Origin of the sequence: Pseudomonas mendocina (assembly GCF_003008615.1) — a bacterium.
Classification (GTDB): Bacteria; Pseudomonadota; Gammaproteobacteria; order Pseudomonadales; family Pseudomonadaceae; genus Aquipseudomonas; species Aquipseudomonas mendocina_C.
Window position 1 is genome coordinate 3837719 of the sequence record NZ_CP027657.1, and the last position, 19149, is coordinate 3856867.

Sequence of the window (19149 nt, forward strand, 5' to 3'; positions counted from 1 at the left end):
ACTGGTGTTAACGCGTCGATTGGTGCTGGTACTGGGTGATCAGCTTTCGCTGCAACTGGCCTCTCTGCAGGGGCTCGACTCCGAGCGTGATCAGGTGCTGCTGGCCGAGGTTATGGAGGAGGCCAGCCATGTGCCACATCACCCGAAGAAGATTGCACTGATCTTCAGTGCCATGCGTCACTTCGCCGAGCAGTTGCGCGGACGGGGCATTCGGGTGCAGTACGTGCAACTCGATGATCCGCACAACAGCGGTTCTCTGCACGGTGAGCTGATGCGCTGGACGCAGCGCCTGAACCCGCAGGAAATCCATATTTGCGAATGTGGCGACTGGCGCCTGGAGCAGTCACTGCGGCATTGCGGTCTGGCCATCCACTGGCACGCCGACAGTCGCTTTCTATGCAGCCGCGATGGCTTTGCCCTGTGGGCCAAGGGGCGCAAGCAACTGCGCATGGAGTTCTTCTACCGGGAGATGCGCAAGCTCAGCGGCCTGCTGCTGAACCCCGATGGCAGTCCGGAAGGCGGCGCCTGGAATTTCGATGCGGACAATCGCAAGGCGCTGCCCAAGGGGATACGGCCACCAGCACCACTGCACATCGAGCCCGATGCCATCACCCGTGACGTGCTGGCATTGGTGGGCCAGCGCTTTGCCGATCATTACGGCAAGCTGGACGGCTTCGACTATCCCGTGACGGCCGAACAGGCCGAACGGCTCTGGCAACACTTCCTCGCCAGCGGCCTGGCTGATTTTGGCGACTATCAGGATGCGATGGCCGATGGTGAACCGTACCTGTTTCATTCGCGCATCAGTGCAGCACTGAACATCGGCCTGCTCGATCTGCGCCAATTATGCGAGGACGTGGAAGCCGCCTACCGCGAAGGACGGGTGCCGCTGAATGCGGCCGAAGGTTTCATTCGCCAGTTGATCGGCTGGCGTGAATACGTGCGCGGCATCTACTGGCTGTGCATGCCGGACTACGCCGAGGGCAACGTATTCGGTAATACCCGCGCGCTGCCCGAGTTCTACTGGACGGGGCAGACGCGCATGAACTGCATGCGCCAGGCCATCGGCCAGACTTTGGAGCATGCCTATGCACACCATATCCAGCGGCTGATGGTCACCGGCAATTTCGCCTTGTTGGCCGGCATCGCGCCCAAGGCGATCTGCGACTGGTACCTAGCCGTGTACATGGATGCCTTCGACTGGGTCGAGCTGCCCAACACACTGGGCATGGTGATGCATGCCGATGGCGGTTACCTGGGTTCCAAGCCGTATTGCGCCAGCGGTCAGTACATCAAGCGCATGTCCAACCACTGTCAGGGTTGCAGCTACAAGGTCAGCGAGAGCACGGGCGAATCAGCGTGTCCATTCAATGCGCTGTACTGGCACTTCCTCATTCGCCACCGTGAGCGCCTCGAACGCAACCCGCGCCTGGGTATGGTTTACCGCAACCTGGCGCGGATGGACGACGAGAAGAAACAAGCCCTCTGGGAATGGGGCGAGCGCCTGCTGGCGCGACTGGATGCCGGGGAAGCGCTGTGAAGAAAAGCGAGCTGCCGGTGAAAACCTGTGCCTGGTGCGGTTTACCCTTTACCTGGCGCAAGAAGTGGGCGCGTTGCTGGGAGGAAGTGCGCTACTGCTCCGAGCGGTGTCGGCGACGCCATTGACGATGGCATGCCCGACGCTTCCATTCGCCGGGCGCGTATCGCTTGATGCTCAGACCTGAAAGCGCGCCACCATGCCCTGCAGATTCGCAGCCAGATTCGACAGCGCGCGGCTGGCAGTGCTGGTTTCCTCCGATCCGGCAGAGTTCTGCAGCGACAGGTCGCGGATGTTGATCAGGTTGCGGTCGACCTCGCGGGCAACATGCGCCTGCTGCTCCGTGGCACTGGCGATCACCAGGTTGCGGTCGCCAATTTCGCTGATCGACTGGATGATCTGTTGCAACGCCGCGCCGGCGCCTTGAGCGATCTCCAGCGTCTGTTTGGCCAGGCCATTACTTGAATCCATGTCGCGCACTGCCTGTTCGGTATCGCCCTGCACGGCGCCGATCATGCTTTCGATCTCGCGGGTAGATTGCCCGGTCTTGTGCGCCAGGGCGCGTACCTCATCGGCTACCACCGCGAATCCGCGTCCGGCTTCACCGGCGCGGGCGGCTTCGATGGCGGCGTTGAGTGCGAGCAGGTTGGTCTGCTCGGCGATGCTGCGAATCACGTCGAGTACCTGGCTGATGCCACGAATCTTGCCGGCCAGTTGGCCGAAATTGTGCGAGGTATTGTCGACGTTACCTGCCAGTTGGTTGATCGAAGACAGCGTCTGGGTGATGCGCTCGCTGCCGTCACGGGCGATGCGTCCGGACTCGCTGGAGCTTTCCGAGGCGCTGGCGGCGTTGCGCGCCACTTCGTCCACGGCGCTGCTCATCTCGGTGACGGCAGTCGCGGCCTGGTCGATTTCCAGGCTCTGTTGGTGCAGGTTACGCGCGCTGGCATCGGTGACCGTGCTGAGTTGTTCGGCGGCCGAGGCCAGCTGGTTCGACGCGTCGGCGATCTGTTCGATGGTGCCGCGCAGGTTGCCCTGCATGCTCTTGAGCGCCTGCAGCAGCTTGGCTGGTTCGTCGTTGCCCCGGGTATCGATGCTCAGCGTCAGGTTGCCGCTGGCGACCGAGTCGGCGACCTGCACCGCGTCGGCCAGGGGGCTGACGATACTGCGGGTCAGCAAGGTGGCGAGTACGAACGTGGCGATGGCCGACAGGGCCATGACCAGCAGGGTACCGCGCATGGCCTGGGTGTAGACCGCGCTGGAGGCCTTGGCCGCGCTGGAAGCGCCCTCGCGGTTGTGCGTGACCAGCTCATTGAGGGCCTTGATCATGCTATCGGCTTGCGGGTTGAGGCTTGCATACAGGAGGCTCAGTGCGGCCTGCCGGTCGTTGTCGTTCAGGTGCTGGACGAGCTGTGCGCGGGTCGCCAGGTAGGTGCTTTCGTAGCGCTTGAAGTCATCGTAGTGCATGCGCTCTTCTGCGGAACTGATCAGGCCCTCGTAGTGCTGCTGCATGCGCTGCAGTTCGTCGAGAAGGGTCTGAGCCTGGGCCTTGTTCTCTTGCAGTTGCTGGGTGTTTTCGCTGAGCAGCATACGCAGGGTGGTTGCTCGCAGGCGCAGGATGTCCTGAGAGACATCGCTGAGGGTATTTAGACTGGGAACCCAGTTTTCTTCGACCTCGCTGGAGCTGTCATGCATGCTGCTCATCTGCAGCAGGGCAAAACCGCCCAGTACGAAGACGAGCAGGGCGATGAGGCCAAATCCGATTGCAGCTCTGGGGGCTATGGATATGGAGCGGAAATTCATGGTGGCAGTACTCAAGGGCTAGGAATACGTTCAAGGCTGTGGATGACGCAGGGCATGCTCCGAGTCGGTCAGTCTCCTTGTGGACAATCGCTGAGCCTGTGCTGGAGGGCTTCGATTTGCTCGTAGAGCCCTTCGATGATGGCCACCAGGGTCGGGTCGAAGTGCTTGCCGGACTGCTCGCGGATGTACTGCTGGGCTTTCTCCTGCGGCCAGGCGGCTTTGTACGGGCGCGGCATGCGCAGGGCGTCGTAGACGTCGCACAGCGCCACGATGCGCGCCGATAGCGGAATCTGTTCTCCGCTCAGCCCTTCGGGATAGCCACTGCCATCCCACTTTTCGTGGTGACCCAGAGCAATCTCGGCAGCCATGCGGGTGAGTGACGAGGGGTGTTCGTCATGCAGGATCGAATAGCCGATCTGTGGGTGCTCCTGCATGGTCAGCCGTTCCTGTTCGGTCAACGGGCCAGGCTTGAGCAGGATGTGGTCGGCGATACCGATCTTGCCGACATCGTGCATCGGCGCCGCCTGACGCATCAGTTCGACCCAGTCGTTCTCCATGCCCATCGCACTGGCGATCAAGGCAGCCGATTCGCCAATGCGGGCGATGTGGTTGCCGGTTTCGCTATCGCGGTAGGCGGCTGCGCGGGTCAGAGTACGCATCAGAGCGCTGTGGCTGTGCTTGAGCTGAGCAGTTCGTTCGCGCACCCGTTGTTCCAGGGTTTGCTTTGCCGTTTGTAAGTCCTGACTGGCGTGGCTTAGTTGCAGGTTGTTGCGCACACGCAGGATGACTTCAGGTAGATCTACCGGTTTGCTCAGGTAGTCGTTGGCGCCCAGTTCCAGGCCGGTACGGCGATTGGCCGTGTCGCTCAGTGCGGTGATGATGATCACCGGGCTGGCGCTGCGATCGCGGCCGGCCAGGCTGCGCAGGATTTCGAAGCCGTTCGGCGCCGGCATGTCGAGGTCGAGCAATAGCAGGTTCCAGGGATTGTGCTGCAGCCATTCGAGCGCTGCCGCCGAATCCGAGAAGCTGATGGTATTGCGCAGGCCAAAGGCTCTGAGACTGGATTCGAGCAGGCGATTGTTGGCGACTACGTCATCGACAATGACCACACGCGACTGGTGAAAGTCCTTCGATAGCATCATCAAGCTCCTTGTGAGTCATGGGTCAGATCGTGAATCAGTTGGTGCAGCTCGACAGGGTCGATCGGCACGGCAAGCAGGGCGCTGGCGCCAAGGCTGATCAGCTCTTCGACCTGATCAGGGCGGCACAGCAGGATGATGGGAAGGCCGGCAAACTGTGGTTGGCGATGTACTTCACGCAATACCTCTCGGCCATCGACTCCTTCCAGTTCGACACTGAGCAGCAGTGCGTCCGGCGGGTTGGAGAGCATTGCGTCGAGCAGGCGCTGACCATCTTCGAATTGTTCGAGCGATACATCCGCCAAGGCTTGCTGCACCGTTGTGCGGTTCAGCAAGTCGCAATCGGCGTGGTAGACCCGTGCCACTGCAGCAGTGCTTTCAGTGTCGGTGGCGTCGTTCGCAGGCCGATGGCGTGGCAATTCGATCCAGAAACAGCTGCCGCTGCCGGCTTCGCTGTGCAGATCTATCTGGCCCTGCATCAGCGCGGCGTACTCCTTGCACAGTGACAAGCCGATACCGGTGCCCTGAATGGCCGTGTTTTCCTGGCCAAGCCGCTGAAACGGCTCGAAGAGCAAGGGTTGCAGTTCCGCAGGGATGCCGATGCCAGTGTCGCTCACGCTGAGGCGAATGTTGTCGCCGACCTCGGTGCATTCCAGCGTGACGCTGCCTTTGGGCGTGTACTTGATGGCGTTGGATAGCAGGTTGATCACTACCTGACGCAGGCGCCGCGGCTCGGCCATGACCGGAAGCGGATAACTGGGAAGACGAAGCTGCAGTTCGAGGCCATGAGCATTGACCTCGGGTTCTACCAGTTCGGCGCATTCGCGCATCAGAGCGACCGCATCGACTGGCTGCAGCTCCAGACGTTGACGTTCGCCCTGCAGGCGTGACCAGTCGAGGATATCGGCCACCAACTGGTTGAGGTGACGGCTGGCCAGCAGGATTTCCTCCAGGTAGTCCGCCTCACCGTTGCCGCTCGGTAGCGGATTTTTCATGCGCATCAGTTGGGCGAACCCCTGGATGGCATTGAGCGGAGTTCGCAGTTCATGGCTCATGCTGGAGATGAACTTGCTCTTCGCCTGGCTGGCCTCTTCGGCCTCCAGGCTGGCGCGTTGCAACTGGCTGGAACTGCGTTGCAATTGCTCTCCCATGACCTGCACGTCGGCGATGATGCCTTCGAGTTCGGCGATTTCGCTCTGCGGTCTTGGTGGGTGCAGGTTACCTGTGCCAATGGCCTGCAACATGGTGGCGATGCCGGTGATTGGTGCCTTGAGCTTGTCGCTCAGGTTGCGCGTGCGGCCCCACATGATGGCGAAGAACAACAGGTAGAACAGCACCAGGCCGGCGATCAACAGGTAGCCAATGTTGCTGTAATGGTTGGCCAGTGCATTGGCCTGGCTGAACACCTCGACCTCATCGACCACCGTGAGCAGGTGCCAGTCAGTGGCGGGGATGGTGGACCAGGCCACTAGATGTGGGCGACCGTTCAGCGGCATTGAGAGTACGCCGCTGTCATGCTCGGCGATCGCTTTGGCCAGGTTTTCGGTATCGGCGCGTTTGCTCAGGTTGAAGTCTTCTGGTTTGAACAGCTCCGAGCTGATTGCTTCGTCATAGGAGTGGGTGGTCAGCTCGTCGAGGCCGAAGTCGTCCTCGCCGTCTGGCGGTAGTGCCATGATGTTCATGTCCTGGCTGACGATCAGGGCGTAGCCGTTCCAGGGCACGTTCAGTTGCTGGATGTGCTCGAGCAACTTGCCGACGGTGATGTCCAGGCCGACTACTCCCTCAAGAAAGTCGCCACGGAACACCGGTGCGATAGCCGACAGCATCCAGCCCTGGCCTGCTGGGTCGAGATAGACGTCGGTCCAGGTGACCTTGCGCTGCGGGTTGTGGCTGGGCGTGGCGAGGTAATAGAAGTTGTAGTCGGGAATGACCATGTCGTGCGGGTACTGGTGCAACGTGTCGAACCAGGGATAGATGCGGTTGTAGCTATCCCAGCTGTTGAAATAGATGCTGGCGATCAACGGGTTGTGCCGGACGGTTTCTCGCATGAACGGGTCGAGGTGCGCCAGGCGCGCCACCTTGTTCATGTCTTGCTGCTGCAATGGCGTGGCGCTGGAGTAGAAGGAGGCTGCGCCGCCGTCGTCCTTCTCACTGTAGCGAACGCCGCCTGGGCTGGTTGCCAGGGGGGCGGGGGGAATTGGGCGCGTATCGCGCAGGGCTTCCTGGGTGAGCGTGGCGTAGGTCGCGGTCAGTCGGGCGATGTGACCGAGTTCGCTGCGGATCAGGTGGGCTTCTTGGGTGGCCGAGGTCTGCAGGTCGCTCAGTGCCATTTCCCGGAGGTAATTGATCTGGGCGTCGCGGATCGAAACGTTGGTCAGCAAGTAGATGCTGATCAGCGCGGTTTCCACCAGGATCAGCGGGATCAGTGCCGTTTGTACGAAGGCTCGCCATATCCATGTCCGAAGACTGACTTTGCTGCCTTTTTGCACGACGCACGCTCCTGGCCTCTAGGGCTAGAACGAAATAATGGCCACATGATGGCTTTTCTTTGATTAAGTGAACCTTAGCTAAAGGTAGTAGGTGTTGCGTCAGATCAACTGAGGAAAGGTGAGTGTCATCAGCATGAGGGGCATGAGGCGCGTTGCCGGACGCTTGGTGTCGGGTGGTTCTGTGCTAGTCTGGCCGGCCTTTTTGCAGCCCCAAGCGGAGCCTTTCATGTCCGAACTCACCTTCAGCCCCGATCTGTCCTCCGATGAGGGCCGCGTCAGCTACGGCATCGGTCGCCAACTCGGCGGTCAACTGCGCGACAACCCGCCGCCCGGCGTGAGCCTGGAAGCCATCCTGGCTGGCGTGACCGACGCGTTCAGCGGCCAGGCAAGCCGTGTTTCCGAGGCTGAACTGTCGGCCAGCTTCCAGGTGATCCGCGAAGTGATGCAGGCCGAAGCTGCTGCCAAGGCCGAAGCGGCTGCCGGCGAAGGTCGTGCTTACCTGACCGAAAACGCCAAGCGTGAAGGTGTGACCGTATTGCCGTCGGGCCTGCAGTACGAAGTGTTGGTAGCCGGCGAGGGCGCCAAGCCATCGGCCGAAGACCAGGTGCGCACCCACTACCATGGCACGCTGATCGACGGCACCGTGTTCGACAGCTCCTACGAGCGTGGCCAGCCGGCCGAATTCCCGGTAGGTGGTGTGATCCCGGGTTGGGTCGAGGCACTGCAACTGATGGGCACCGGCAGCAAGTGGCGTCTGCACGTACCGAGCGAGCAGGCCTACGGCGCGCAGGGCGTCGGCAGCATTCCGCCGCACAGCGTGTTGGTGTTCGATGTCGAGCTGCTCGACATTCTGTAAGAGATCGCGGTATCGGTGCGCACGGCGCACCCTACGAAGCGGGGCGCCCTGGTGACAGGGCGCCCCGTTTGCGTTTCTCCAGGTAGGGTGCGCTGCGCGCACAGGGTAATGACGAAGATCCGTCCATGCTCACCGGGAGCACTTCAGGGCCGCAAGGCCCGCGCGTAGCAGTAGAGAAACAGGCTGCGTACCAGCTCCTTGAGCACACTGGGCTCGCTGGAGTTCAGTTCGTGCAGATCCAGGTCACCCTGGTCGCGCAGTTCGTCCAGCGCTTCTTCTTCGAGCATGGCGCAGACTTCGCCGGTTTCGCGATTGAGGATGCGCAGATAAGGATGTGGCCGATCCAGCCAGGCATCGATCAGGTAGGTCATGGCAGTTCTCCTTGGCCGTCTTTACGTAACTGAGAATAATTCCTATTACATAAATAGCAAGGATTAATTGAGACCTTCTGTCGTTTGCCTGTTAGCAACGGCTAAGTTCTGCTGCCGATTTACATGGTCGTACTCGCGGTAGGGCGTACCGGGCGTCGCTCCGTTCGCGAAGCAGTACGCCGCTGGATTTGCGAGGTGACGAAGAAAGGCGGACTGTTCGCTTCGCTACGAGCGGTCGGCGGCCCGATCCGGCCTACGAGTGGTCGGCGTTCCGGTTCGCCTGCGCTTTATGGAAGGAGCCTCTCCCGGGAGGGAGAGGCCAGGTGGATCAATGAGTGGGGGCGGGCTGCGCCTGTTCCTGCGGCTGCGCATCCGGCTTGGCCAGCAGGCTGTAGACGCAAGGCAGGACGAACAGGGTGAAGGCCGTACCGACGCTCATGCCGGTGGCGATCACCAGGCCGATGTCGAAGCGGCTCACCGCACCGGCACCGGTGGCGAGGATCAGCGGCACCATGCCGAATACCATGGCTGCGGTGGTCATCAGTACCGGACGCAAGCGAATGGAGGCAGCTTCCTCGATGGCTTCGCGTACCGGCAGGCCTTTCTCGCGGCGCAACTGGTTGGCGAACTCGACGATGAGGATGCCGTGCTTGCTGATCAGGCCGATCAGCGTCACCAGGCCCACCTGGGTGTAGATGTTCATGGTCGAGAAGCCGAGGAAGATCGGAATCAGCGCACCGCAGATCGACAGCGGTACGGTGACCAGAATCACCAGCGGGTCGCGGAAGCTCTCGAACTGCGCCGCCAGCACCAGGAAGATGATCGCCAGCGCCAGACCGAAGGTGAGGAACAGCGCGCTGCCTTCCTGCACATACTGGCGCGAGGCGCCGGCGTAGTCGTAGCTGTAGCCGCGCGGTGCTTCTTCTTGGGTGATCTTGGTCACCGTGTCGATGGCCTCGCCCATGCTGGCGATCGGGAAGCCCTGGATGATCACCGAGTTGAGCTGCTGGAACTGGTTCAATCGGGTCGGTCGGGCGCGGTCGCTGATGCTGATCAGCGTGCCCAGCGGCACCATCTGGCCGCTCTCGCTGCGCACGTAGTAGCTGTCGAGCCAGCCCGGATTGTCGCGGTAGGCGCGCTCCACCTGGGCGATCACCTTGTAGCTGCGACCGTCGATGGTGAAGCGGTTGATCTCGCCCTCGCCGAGCAGGCTGGACAGGGTGCTGCCCAGGTCTTCCATGGACACGCCCATCTGCGCGGCTTTCTCGCGGTCGATGTCGACGACGATTTCCGGCTTGTCGAAGGCCAGGTCGATGTCGAGGAAGGCGAACTTGCCCGACTCCTGAGCGCGTGCCTTGACCCGTTCGGCCACCTGCAGCAGCGACTCGTAGTCGTTCGGCGTGTTGATCACGAACTGGAAGGGCAAGCCCTCGCCGGTTCCCGGCAGCGATGGCAGGTTGAAGCCGAAGATCTGCAGGCCGGGAATCTGGTTGAGCTTGGCCTGCACCTCCGGAAGGATTTCCATCTGCGTGCGTTCGCGCTCGTTCCAGGGTTGTAGCAGGAAGCCGCCGATACCCGACTGTACGCCGTTGAAGCCATTGATCTGGAACGACGAGTAGTACTCGGGGAAGGTCTTGAAGATCTCCACGAACTGGTCGGTGTAGCCGTTGATGTAGTCCAGGTTGGTTGGCTGCGGTGACTGGGTCATCATGAATACGATGCCCTGGTCTTCCTCGGGCGCCAGTTCGCTCTGGGTGAAACTGAGCAGCACCGGAATCAAGGCCATCACGATCAGGCCGAACACGATCACCACCGGGCGGGTGTTGAGGGTGCCGTGCAGGGCCTTCTGGTAGCGGGTCTTGAGCCTGTCGAAGATCATGTCCAGGCGATGCGCAAGGCCCGAGGGGTTCTCCTCGTGGCGCAGCAGCTTGGCGCACATCATCGGCGACAGGGTCAGGGCGACGATGCCGGAGATGATCACCGCGCCTGCCAGGGTCAGGGCGAATTCCTTGAACAGCGCGCCGGTCAGGCCTTCGAGGAAGCCGATGGGCGCGTACACCGCGGCCAGGGTGATGGTCATCGAGATCACCGGCACGGCGATCTCGCGGGCGCCTTCGATAGCTGCATCGAACGGCGTCTTGCCTTCCTCGATATGGCGGTGAATGTTTTCCACCACGACGATGGCGTCGTCCACCACCAGGCCGATGGCCAGCACCATGGCCAGCAGCGTCAGCAGATTGATCGAGTAGCCCATCAGTTGCATGAAGAACAGCACGCCGATCATCGACAGCGGAATGGTGATCACCGGGATCAGCACCGAGCGGAAGGCGCCGAGGAACAGGAACACCACGACGATGACGATCAGCACCGCTTCGATCAGGGTCTTGACCACTTCGTCGATGGACGCCTGGATGAACTCGGTGGCGTCGTAGGCGATGGCCACCTTGAGGTTCGGTGGCAGTTGCGCCTCCAGATCCGGCAGGGCGGCGCGCACGTGCTTGATCACGTCCAGCGGGTTGGCGCTCGGCGTGCCCTTGATGGCGATGTACACCGAGGGGATGCCGTCGAAGGAGCTGATCGAGTTGTAGTTCTCCGCACCCATTTCCACGCGGGCGATGTCACGCACTTGCACGCGGGTGTCGCCGACCGTCTTCACCGGGATGGCGCCGAAGGCCTCGGCCGATTTCAGGTCGGTGCTGGCGTTGATGCTGGTGACCACGTACTGGCCCTTCACCTCGCCGGCGGCGGAGAGGAAGTTGTACTTGCGCACCGCGTCGTTGAGGTCGCCCGCGGTGACGCCGTAGGCGGCCATCTTCACCGGGTCGAGCCACAGGCGCATGGCGAACACCTGGTTGCCGAGGATCTGCGCCTCGGCCATGCCGGGCAGGGTGGCCAGCTTGGGTTGGATCACGCGCGACAGGTAGTCGGTGATCTGCGGGTTGGACAGTTCGTCGCTGTAGAAGCTGACGTACATCAGCGCCGAGGCATCGGCGGCTTCCTTGGAAAGCACCGGGTCTTCGGCGTTCTGTGGCAGCTGGTTCTTCACCTCGTTGGCCTTGGCCAGCAGCTCGGTGAACAGGCGGTCGGTGTTGGCACCGATGCGCGCATAGATGGAGATGGTCGACAGGTTCTGCTGGCTCGACGAGGTCATGTAGTCGATGCCTTCCGCGCTGGCCAGGCTCTGCTGCAGCGGCTGGGTGATGTAGCCCTGGATGGTCTCGGCGTTGGCTCCGGGGTAAGCGGTGGTGACCGTGATCAGGGCGTTTTCCATCTGCGGGTACTGGCGGATGACCAGCTTGCTGAACGCCTGGATACCGAGCAGGACGATCAGCAGGCTGACCACGGTGGCCAGCACGGGGCGACGGATGAACGGATCGGTGAAAGCCATGATGATTTCCTTGGCTGTTGCTGCCCCAGACAGCCGCTATTCGACGGCTGCCTGGGGACTTGTCAGTTGGGGCTCGGTTCGACGCTGTCGGGCTGCACCGGGTCGTCGACGATGGCGACGTGGGCGCCGTTGTCCAGCTTCAGCTGGCCGGACGTGACCACCTGCTGGCCGGCTTCCAGGCCCTTGAGGATCATCACGCGACCGTCACGACGTTCACCGGTCTCGACGAAGCGGCGCTCGACGGCCAATTGCGTCTTGCCATCCGCGTCCTTGACCACCTCACCCTTGTCATCCTTCTTCTCGCCGATCACGTAGACCGAATTGCCGTACAGGGTGTAGGTGATGGCGGTTTCCGGCACCACGATCACCTGCTCCTCGCTGGGCAGCAGCACCTGCAGGTTGGCGAACATGCCGGGCAGCAGCTTCTCGTCAGGATTGTTCAGGGTGGCGCGTACCTGCAGGTTGCGGGTCTCGTTCTCCACCTTGGGATTGATCGCGGCGATCTGCCCTTCGAAGTTCTCGTCCGGGTAGGCGGCGACCTTGAGCAGCACGCGCTGACCGACGCTCAGGCGTGGGGCCTGCTGTTCCGGCAGGAAGAAGTCCACGTGCAGGCGCGACAGATCCTGCAGGGTGGCGATGGTGGCGCCCGGCGACAGGTAGTTGCCCGGGTCGACCTGGCGAATGCCGATGGTGCCGGCGAAGGGCGCATTGATGCGCTTCTTGTCCAGCTGTGCCTTGAGCTGGGCGACACTGGCGGTGGCTTTCTGCAGGGTCGAGGCCAGGCGGTCGAACTCGCTCTTGGAGATGTTCGAGCGGCTGACCAGGCTACGGCCACGCTCGTACTCGATCTGCGCCAGGCTGCGCTCGGCCTCGGCAGTGGCCAGGCTGGCGCGTTCCACTTCGCTGTCGAGCTGGATCAGCGGCTGGCCGAGGGTGACCTTCTGCCCGGATTCGAACAGCACTTCGCGCACGATACCGTCCACTTCCGCAGCCAGATCCACGCCCTGAAACGCCTTGAGCGTGCCGATGGCCGGCAGGCGCCCCTGCCAGGGTTGTTGCCTGGCGGTGGCGGCAGACACACTGATGGCCGGCTGTGGCGCCGAGAACATCTGGATCTGCTGGTAGATGGAGAAGCCTTTGTAGGCGGCGAGGGCGAGTACTACGAGCAGTACCACACCGAGCATGATGAGCATGCGACGGAGCAACATATTCCGTTTCCTTGGCAAGCAGAGAGAGGGCCTGGGAATAGGCAAGAGAGGCACCTTAGTGCCAGAAACCCTGGCTGTCAAAGCGTCTCGTGCGTATGCCGTGGCACCTCCCTGTGCGCGGCTCTGGCGGGGGCTCAGGAGCCCAGTCGGCGGGTCACTTCGCCCAGCTCGCCGGAGAGCTGGTGCAGGGTGTGACTGGCGGTCTGGGTGCGGCCGACGTTGTCCTGGTTAGCGCTGGCGATGGCAGTCAGCTCGGTGAGGTTGCGCGAGATATCCTCGGCCACCGAGGTCTGTTCTTCGGCGGCGGTGGCGATCTGCCGGTTCATGTCGCGTATCGCCTCCACCGCCGTGGTGATGCGCTGCAGCATGGCGCCGGCCTCGGTGACCTGGGTGACGCCCTGTTCGCTGCGCTGCTGGCCACTTTCGATGGCGCGTACGGCATTCAGTGCGCCACTCTGCACGGTGTTGATGATCTGATTGATCTCGGCAGTGGACTCGGCCGTGCGCTGGGCCAGGTGCCGCACTTCGTCGGCGACCACGGCGAAGCCGCGGCCCTGTTCCCCGGCACGGGCAGCTTCGATGGCGGCGTTGAGTGCCAGCAGGTTGGTCTGTTCGGCGATGCCGCGGATCACTTCCAGTACCTTGCCGATACGCCCGCTGTCGCTTTCCAGGCGACGAATCACCTCGGCGGTATTGGCGATCTCGCCACGGATGTCTGTGATGGTGGCGATGGTCGATTGCATCACGCTGCCGCCCTGGCGTGCCGAGTCGTCGGCATCGTTGGCCGCCTGCGCGGCATCAGCGGCATGGCGTGCCACTTCCTGAGCGGTCGCGGACATCTCGTGCATGGCGGTGGCGACCTGGTCGGTGCGTTCGAACTGTTCGTTCACGCCTTCGGTCATGCGTGAGGCGATGGCGTTCAGTTCGCTGCTGGCGCTATCGAGATTCTGGGTGCTGTGGTGCAGGCGCTCCGTGGTGCTGGCGAGGAAGTCTCGCAGCTTGTTGGCGGCGCGGGCCAGCAGACCCAGTTCGTCCTGACGGGCGCTTTCCACGCGTTGGCCGAACTGGCCGTGGCTGAGTTGATTGACATGGCCGATCAGGTGGCGAATAGGGATGATCAGGTTGCGGTTGACCAGCCACAGGCTGAATACGGCGATCACCAGCGCGGCGGCAAGCATCAGCAGGGTGCCACTGAGGATGGTACTGGTGGCGCTGGCATTGATCTGTTCGGCACGGCTCAGGCTCTGTTGGTGCAGCTGTTCGACCAGTGTCGTCATCTGCTCGCTGGCGGCGCGGTCGATACCTTTGACGGCTTCGTCTCCTGCCTTGGGATCGGCTCCCGCCGCCACGAAGGCGTCGCGCCCCTTGCGGTAGTTGTTGCCGAGGGTCTGGTGCTCGTTACGCAGGCGCTCGACCTGAGCCTTGAGTGCCGGCTCGGTGGCATTCACCTGGATCAACTGGCCCAGAATGTCCTGCACCTTGCGTTCCTGCGCTTCGAACTGGCCCCAGTAGCGCTGCAGGTTGGTGCTGTCCTGGCCGCGCAGTAGCACGTTCTTCCATTCCTGTACCTGGGTCTTGAACTCGACGTTGGCCGCATCGATCAGCCGTGACGACTGCAGGGGGCCATCGAGGAGGCCGCGATAGGACTGGATGCCGCCGGAAAGGAAACTGAAACAGGCCAGGGCGGTGATCAGGATCAGCGCCAGGCTGCCACCGAGCAGAGCGAGAATCTGCGCGCGCAGGGATTTTTTCAGCATGAGGGGCACGCCTCGGGAAATGGGGAAGGGTGGGGCGCTCCTTGGCGGAGCGCTGCCGTGTGGATATCCATTTCACCGAGCCGACTGCTGCGCACACCTGTGCCGGCTTTTGGCCTTATTTGATAACAGTTCGATGACAGTAATATGTCAGTGTCGTGTCGCTTCGTCGGTTGAGCCGGTTTCTGTGACCAAGCGAACCTGGCTCACCATGGAAGCCACGGCCTATCCATAGGCATGGCTGGCATCATTCCCGTCCCAGGCTCGGCCGTTTGGGATCGTACTGCCACCCCGGCACCAGGTACTGCATGGCCATGGCGTCGTCGCGCGCGCCGTTGGCTACTTTCTTGTACAGCTCATGGGCGGCCATGATCCGCTGCATATCCGGTTCGATGCCGAGCCCTGGGCGATCCGGCACTTGTACCTGGCCACCGACGATCTGCAGGGGCTCGCGGGTCAAACGCTCTTCGCCTTCCTGCCAGATCCAGTGGGTGTCGATGGCAGTGACGCGGCCGGGCACGGCTGCGGCGGCATGGGTGAACATGGCCAGGGAGATGTCGAAGTGGTTGTTGGAGTGCGAGCCCCAGGTCAGGCCGAACTCCTCGCATACCTGACCGAGGCGTACGGCGCCCTGCATGGTCCAGAAGTGCGGGTCGGCCAGCGGTATGTCTACGGCCTCCAGGCGTAGTGAGTGGCCCATCTGCCGCCAGTCGGTGGCGACCATGTTGGTGGCGGTGGGAATGCCGGTGGCGCGTTTGAACTCGGCCATTACCTCGCGGCCGGAATAGCCGTTCTCCGGGCCGCAGGGATCTTCGGCATACGCCAGTACGTGGCCCTGGCCTTTGCACAGGGCGATGGCCTCGTCCAGCGACCAGGCACCATTGGGGTCGAGGGTGACGCGGGCATCGGGGAAGCGCGCCTTGATCGCGCGGATGGCGTCCATCTCCTCTTCGCCACGCATGACGCCGCCCTTGAGCTTGAAGTCGTTGAAGCCGTAACGGGCATGCGCGGCCTCGGCCAGGCGAGCGATGGCCTCGGGCGTCATCGCGGCCTGGTGGCGCAGGTGATACCAGTCATCCGGTGAACCCTGGCCGGCGAGGTAGGGCAGGTCGGTGCGCTGGCGCTCTCCTATATAGAAGAGGTAAGCGAGCATGGGCACGCTGTCGCGTTGCTGACCGCTGCCGAGCAGCTCGGCAACAGGGACGTCCAGATGCTGGCCCAACAAGTCGAGCAGGGCGGCTTCGACGGCGGTGATCACGTTGTCCAGGCGCAGGTTGATCTCATGTGGTTGCTTCAGCACCCGCGCTTCGGACTCCGAGGTGACCTGGTGCTGGGTGGTCTGCGGCCCCTTGGCCGGCCCGGCGATGGCCTGGCGCAGTCTGTTGAGGATGCGGTTGTAGCGCCCGACGGGCTGGCCGATCACCAGATCGCGGCAGCGTTCCAGCGCCTGACGAATGCCTTCGCCGCCTGGCACTTCGCCGCAGCCGGTACGTCCGGCGCTGTCCTTGAGCAGCACCAGGTTACGGGTGAAGTAGGGCGCGTGGGCACCGCAGAGGTTGAGCAGCATGCTGTCGTGACCGGCGACGGGGATGACGTGCATGTCGGTGATCAGAGGCGTGGCAGAGGTAACGTGCATCTAGAGGGCTCCGAGCGTGATGCGGCCGATGGCCGTTGTGGCGAAGGTGCTGATCAGGGCGGCTGTCGTGGCTGGTGCACGAAACGAGACGAGCAGGGTGTGGCGTTCGTTGCGACGAGCAGGGCGCGAGCCAGTGGAGCTGGCGTTGGCGGGAAGGCATGGACGTGGCCATGAGCCGAAACGTGCAGGGGAGGTCGAGGGCATGACCTGGGCCTTGGATATTGTTATATGTTGTCGTATGACTTGGTGTGGATTAGTACCAGTGCGGTTTTTCCCTGTCAACGCTCGCGGTGTCTTCTGTACTGCGCTACCAGGCCTGCGTGAACTAGTCGTTGAACTGTTCTAAAGCGCTGTTTAGCGGCATGCAGGAAAGCCCGTCGAGTGGGTGGAGAAGAACATTCGACGAACGGATGGTGCGAAAAGAGGTGTTTTTTTTGTTGTTGTACGATAACGTATCTCTACAGCTACGGCTGACGTTATTCCTCACAACTCGCTTTACAGGGTGTTCGCATAATGAATCCACAAGAACTGAAGTCCATCCTCTCCTCCGGTCTGCTGTCTTTCCCGCTGACCGATTTCGATGCCAATGGTGAATTCAACCCGGAAGGCTACGTTCGTCGCCTCGAGTGGCTGGCCCCGTATGGCGCATCTGCCCTGTTCGCAGCTGGTGGCACTGGTGAGTTCTTCTCCCTGGCCGCTGATGAGTACTCCTCCGTCATCAAGACTGCCGTAGACACCTGCGCCAAGAGCGTGCCAATTCTCGCCGGCGTCGGTGGCTCCACCCGCCAGGCCATCCAGTACGCACAAGAAGCCGAGCGCCTGGGCGCCAAGGGTCTGCTGCTGCTGCCGCACTACCTGACCGAAGCCTCCCAGGACGGCGTTGCCGCTCACGTCGAGCAGGTCTGCAAATCGGTGAACATCGGTGTGGTGGTCTACAACCGCAACGTCTGTCGCCTGAATGCCACGCTGCTGGAGCAATTGGCCGAGCGTTGCCCGAACCTGATCGGCTACAAGGACGGTCTGGGCGATATCGAACTGATGGTTTCCATCCGTCGTCGTCTGGGCGAGCGTCTGACCTACCTGGGTGGCCTGCCGACCGCTGAAGTCTACGCCGCTGCCTACAAGGCCCTGGGCGTTCCGGTCTATTCCTCGGCCGTGTTCAACTTCATTCCGAAGACCGCCATGGACTTCTACCGCGCGATCGCGCGTGACGATCACGCCACTGTTGGCAAGATCATCGATGACTTCTTCCTGCCGTACCTGGACATCCGCAACCGCAAGGCCGGTTACGCGGTGAGCATCGTCAAGGCTGGCGCCAAGATCTCCGGTTATGACGCCGGTCCGGTTCGCGCTCCGCTGACCGACCTGCTGCCGGCAGAAGTCGAGCAACTGGCTGCACTGATCAAGGCGCAAGGCGCTCAGTAAGGCCTGAAAACGGTGTAAGCGGCGGCCAAGCAAGGCGTTGAACAGAGTTCGACGCCACTTGGCCGAACGTGTTGGTTTTCACCTCGTGTGTAACGGGAGAATCCCATGACTCGGCGTTATGACAATTACATCGGTGGCCAATGGGTTGCTGGCAACGACTACGCGCTCAACATCAATCCATCGGATCTGAGCGATGTGGTCGGTGAATATGCCAAGGCCGATGCTGCCCAGGTCGGGCTGGCTATCGAGGCGGCCCGCGCGGCTTTCCCGGCCTGGTCTACCTCCGGCATCCAGGCGCGCAGCGATGCGCTGGACAAGGTCGGCAGCGAGATTCTCGCGCGCCGCCAGGAACTCGGTGAACTGCTCGCTCGTGAAGAAGGCAAGACCCTGGCCGAAGCCATCGGTGAGGTGACTCGCGCCGGTAATATCTTCAAGTTCTTCGCCGGTGAGTGCCTGCGCCTGAGCGGTGAGATCATTCCGTCGGTACGCCCTGGGGTATCGGTCGAGATCACCCGCGAGCCGCTGGGTGTGGTTGGCCTGATCACGCCGTGGAATTTCCCCATAGCCATTCCCTCCTGGAAGATCGCTCCGGCCCTGGCCCACGGTAACTGCGTGGTGTTCAAACCGGCCGATCTGGTGCCGGGCAGCGCCTGGGCCATCGCCGAGATAATCTCGCGTGCGGGTTTCCCGGCCGGCGTGTTCAACTTGGTGATGGGTACCGGCCGTGAGGTCGGCGAAACCCTCGTCGGCGACAAGCGCGTCGACGGCATCAGCTTCACCGGTTCGGTTGGCGTCGGTCGAACCATCGCCGCCAACTGCATTGCCCGTGGTGCCAAGGTGCAGTTGGAGATGGGCGGCAAGAATCCACAGATCATCCTCGACGACGCCGACCTTGACGTCGCCGTGGAGCTGGCGGTGCAAAGCTCTTTCTACTCCACTGGCCAGCGTTGTACGGCGTCCAGCCGGCTGATCGTCACCGATGGCATCCATGACCGTTTCGTCGCGGCCATGGTCGAGCGTATGCGCTCGATCCGCGTCGGCCATGCGCTCAAGGCTGGCACCGATATCGGTCCGGTGGTGTCGCAGGCTCAGCTGGATCAGGATCTGCGCTACATCGAGATCGGCAAGCAGGAAGGCGCCGAGCTGGTATCCGGCGGCGCGCTGGTGACCTGTGATACCGAAGGCTATTTCCTCGCGCCGACGCTGTTCGCCGGTAGCACCGGCGACATGCGCATCAGCCGTGAGGAAATCTTCGGCCCGGTGGCCAACGTGGTTCGAGTGGCCGACTACGAGGCGGCGCTGGCCATGGCCAACGACACCGAGTTCGGTCTTTCCGCCGGTATCTGCACCACCTCGCTGAAGTACGCCAACCACTTCAAGCGTCATGCCCAGGCTGGCATGGTCATGGTCAACCTGCCCACTGCCGGTGTGGATTACCACGTGCCGTTCGGTGGCCGCAAAGGTTCGTCCTATGGCCCGCGCGAGCAAGGGCGCTACGCCCAGGAGTTCTACACCACGGTGAAGACCACCTACATCGGTTGAT

At 62.3% G+C, this 19149-nt stretch carries 13 protein-coding genes; 5 read left to right on the plus strand and 8 right to left on the minus strand.

What is annotated here, in order from left to right; genetic code table 11:
• Nucleotide 1: 1 nt before the first annotated feature.
• Both C7A17_RS17850 and C7A17_RS17855 read left to right on the plus strand, forming a co-directional pair.
• A complete protein-coding gene (locus C7A17_RS17850) occupies nt 2-1540 on the plus strand; it encodes a cryptochrome/photolyase family protein (protein ID WP_106739274.1) in 1539 nt (512 codons plus the stop codon).
• Entirely contained in the window at nt 1537-1665 is a 129-nt protein-coding gene (locus C7A17_RS17855; RefSeq protein ID WP_106739275.1) for a DUF2256 domain-containing protein, read from the plus strand. Before C7A17_RS17850 ends, C7A17_RS17855 begins: the two co-directional genes overlap by 4 nt.
• A 49-nt stretch (nt 1666-1714) precedes the next feature.
• Here C7A17_RS17855 and C7A17_RS17860 read toward each other — a convergent pair whose 3' ends face one another.
• The 3 genes from C7A17_RS17860 to C7A17_RS17870 form a co-directional block, all read right to left on the minus strand.
• Entirely contained in the window at nt 1715-3340 is a 1626-nt protein-coding gene (locus C7A17_RS17860) for a methyl-accepting chemotaxis protein (RefSeq protein WP_106739276.1), read from the minus strand.
• Nucleotides 3341-3408: 68 nt separating this feature from the next.
• A complete protein-coding gene (locus tag C7A17_RS17865; protein ID WP_106739277.1) occupies nt 3409-4479 on the minus strand; it encodes an HD domain-containing phosphohydrolase in 1071 nt (356 codons plus the stop codon).
• Nucleotides 4480-4481: 2 nt separating this feature from the next.
• Nucleotides 4482-6968 (minus strand): ATP-binding protein, encoded by a 2487-nt coding sequence (locus C7A17_RS17870; protein ID WP_106739278.1) that lies wholly within the window; start codon nt 6966-6968, stop codon nt 4482-4484.
• 226 nt (nt 6969-7194) lie between these two features.
• Here C7A17_RS17870 and C7A17_RS17875 point away from each other — a divergent pair, with 226 nt between their 5' ends.
• Nucleotides 7195-7824, plus strand: a complete 630-nt coding sequence (locus C7A17_RS17875) for an FKBP-type peptidyl-prolyl cis-trans isomerase (protein ID WP_106739279.1) — start codon at nt 7195-7197, stop codon at nt 7822-7824.
• Nucleotides 7825-7967: 143 nt separating this feature from the next.
• On the opposite strand, the gene C7A17_RS17880 is transcribed toward C7A17_RS17875, so the two are convergent.
• The 5 genes from C7A17_RS17880 to C7A17_RS17900 form a co-directional block, all read right to left on the minus strand.
• Nucleotides 7968-8195 carry a PA4570 family protein gene (locus tag C7A17_RS17880; protein WP_106739280.1) on the minus strand — a complete coding sequence of 76 codons (228 nt, stop codon included), beginning with the start codon at nt 8193-8195 and terminating at the stop codon, nt 7968-7970.
• A 328-nt stretch (nt 8196-8523) separates the two neighbouring features.
• On the minus strand, nt 8524-11583 hold the full coding sequence (locus C7A17_RS17885; RefSeq protein WP_106739281.1) for a multidrug efflux RND transporter permease subunit: 3060 nt from the start codon (nt 11581-11583) through the stop codon (nt 8524-8526).
• Nucleotides 11584-11645: 62 nt separating this feature from the next.
• Nucleotides 11646-12791, minus strand: a complete 1146-nt coding sequence (locus C7A17_RS17890; protein WP_106739282.1) for an efflux RND transporter periplasmic adaptor subunit — start codon at nt 12789-12791, stop codon at nt 11646-11648.
• A gap of 134 nt (nt 12792-12925) precedes the next feature.
• Complete coding sequence (locus C7A17_RS17895) at nt 12926-14548, minus strand: methyl-accepting chemotaxis protein (RefSeq protein ID WP_106739283.1); 1623 nt, start codon at nt 14546-14548, stop codon at nt 12926-12928.
• Nucleotides 14549-14792: 244 nt separating this feature from the next.
• Nucleotides 14793-16181, minus strand: coding sequence for an enolase C-terminal domain-like protein (locus tag C7A17_RS17900; protein ID WP_106739284.1), 1389 nt, complete (start codon nt 16179-16181; stop codon nt 14793-14795).
• Between the two features lie 513 nt (nt 16182-16694).
• On the opposite strand from C7A17_RS17900, the gene kdgD reads away from it, so the two are divergent.
• Together kdgD and C7A17_RS17910 are read left to right on the plus strand one after the other, a co-directional pair.
• Entirely contained in the window at nt 16695-17606 is a 912-nt protein-coding gene (kdgD, locus tag C7A17_RS17905) for a 5-dehydro-4-deoxyglucarate dehydratase (protein ID WP_106739285.1), read from the plus strand.
• A 105-nt stretch (nt 17607-17711) separates the two neighbouring features.
• Nucleotides 17712-19148, plus strand: a complete 1437-nt coding sequence (locus C7A17_RS17910; RefSeq protein WP_106739286.1) for an aldehyde dehydrogenase family protein — start codon at nt 17712-17714, stop codon at nt 19146-19148.
• Nucleotide 19149 lies beyond the last annotated feature (1 nt).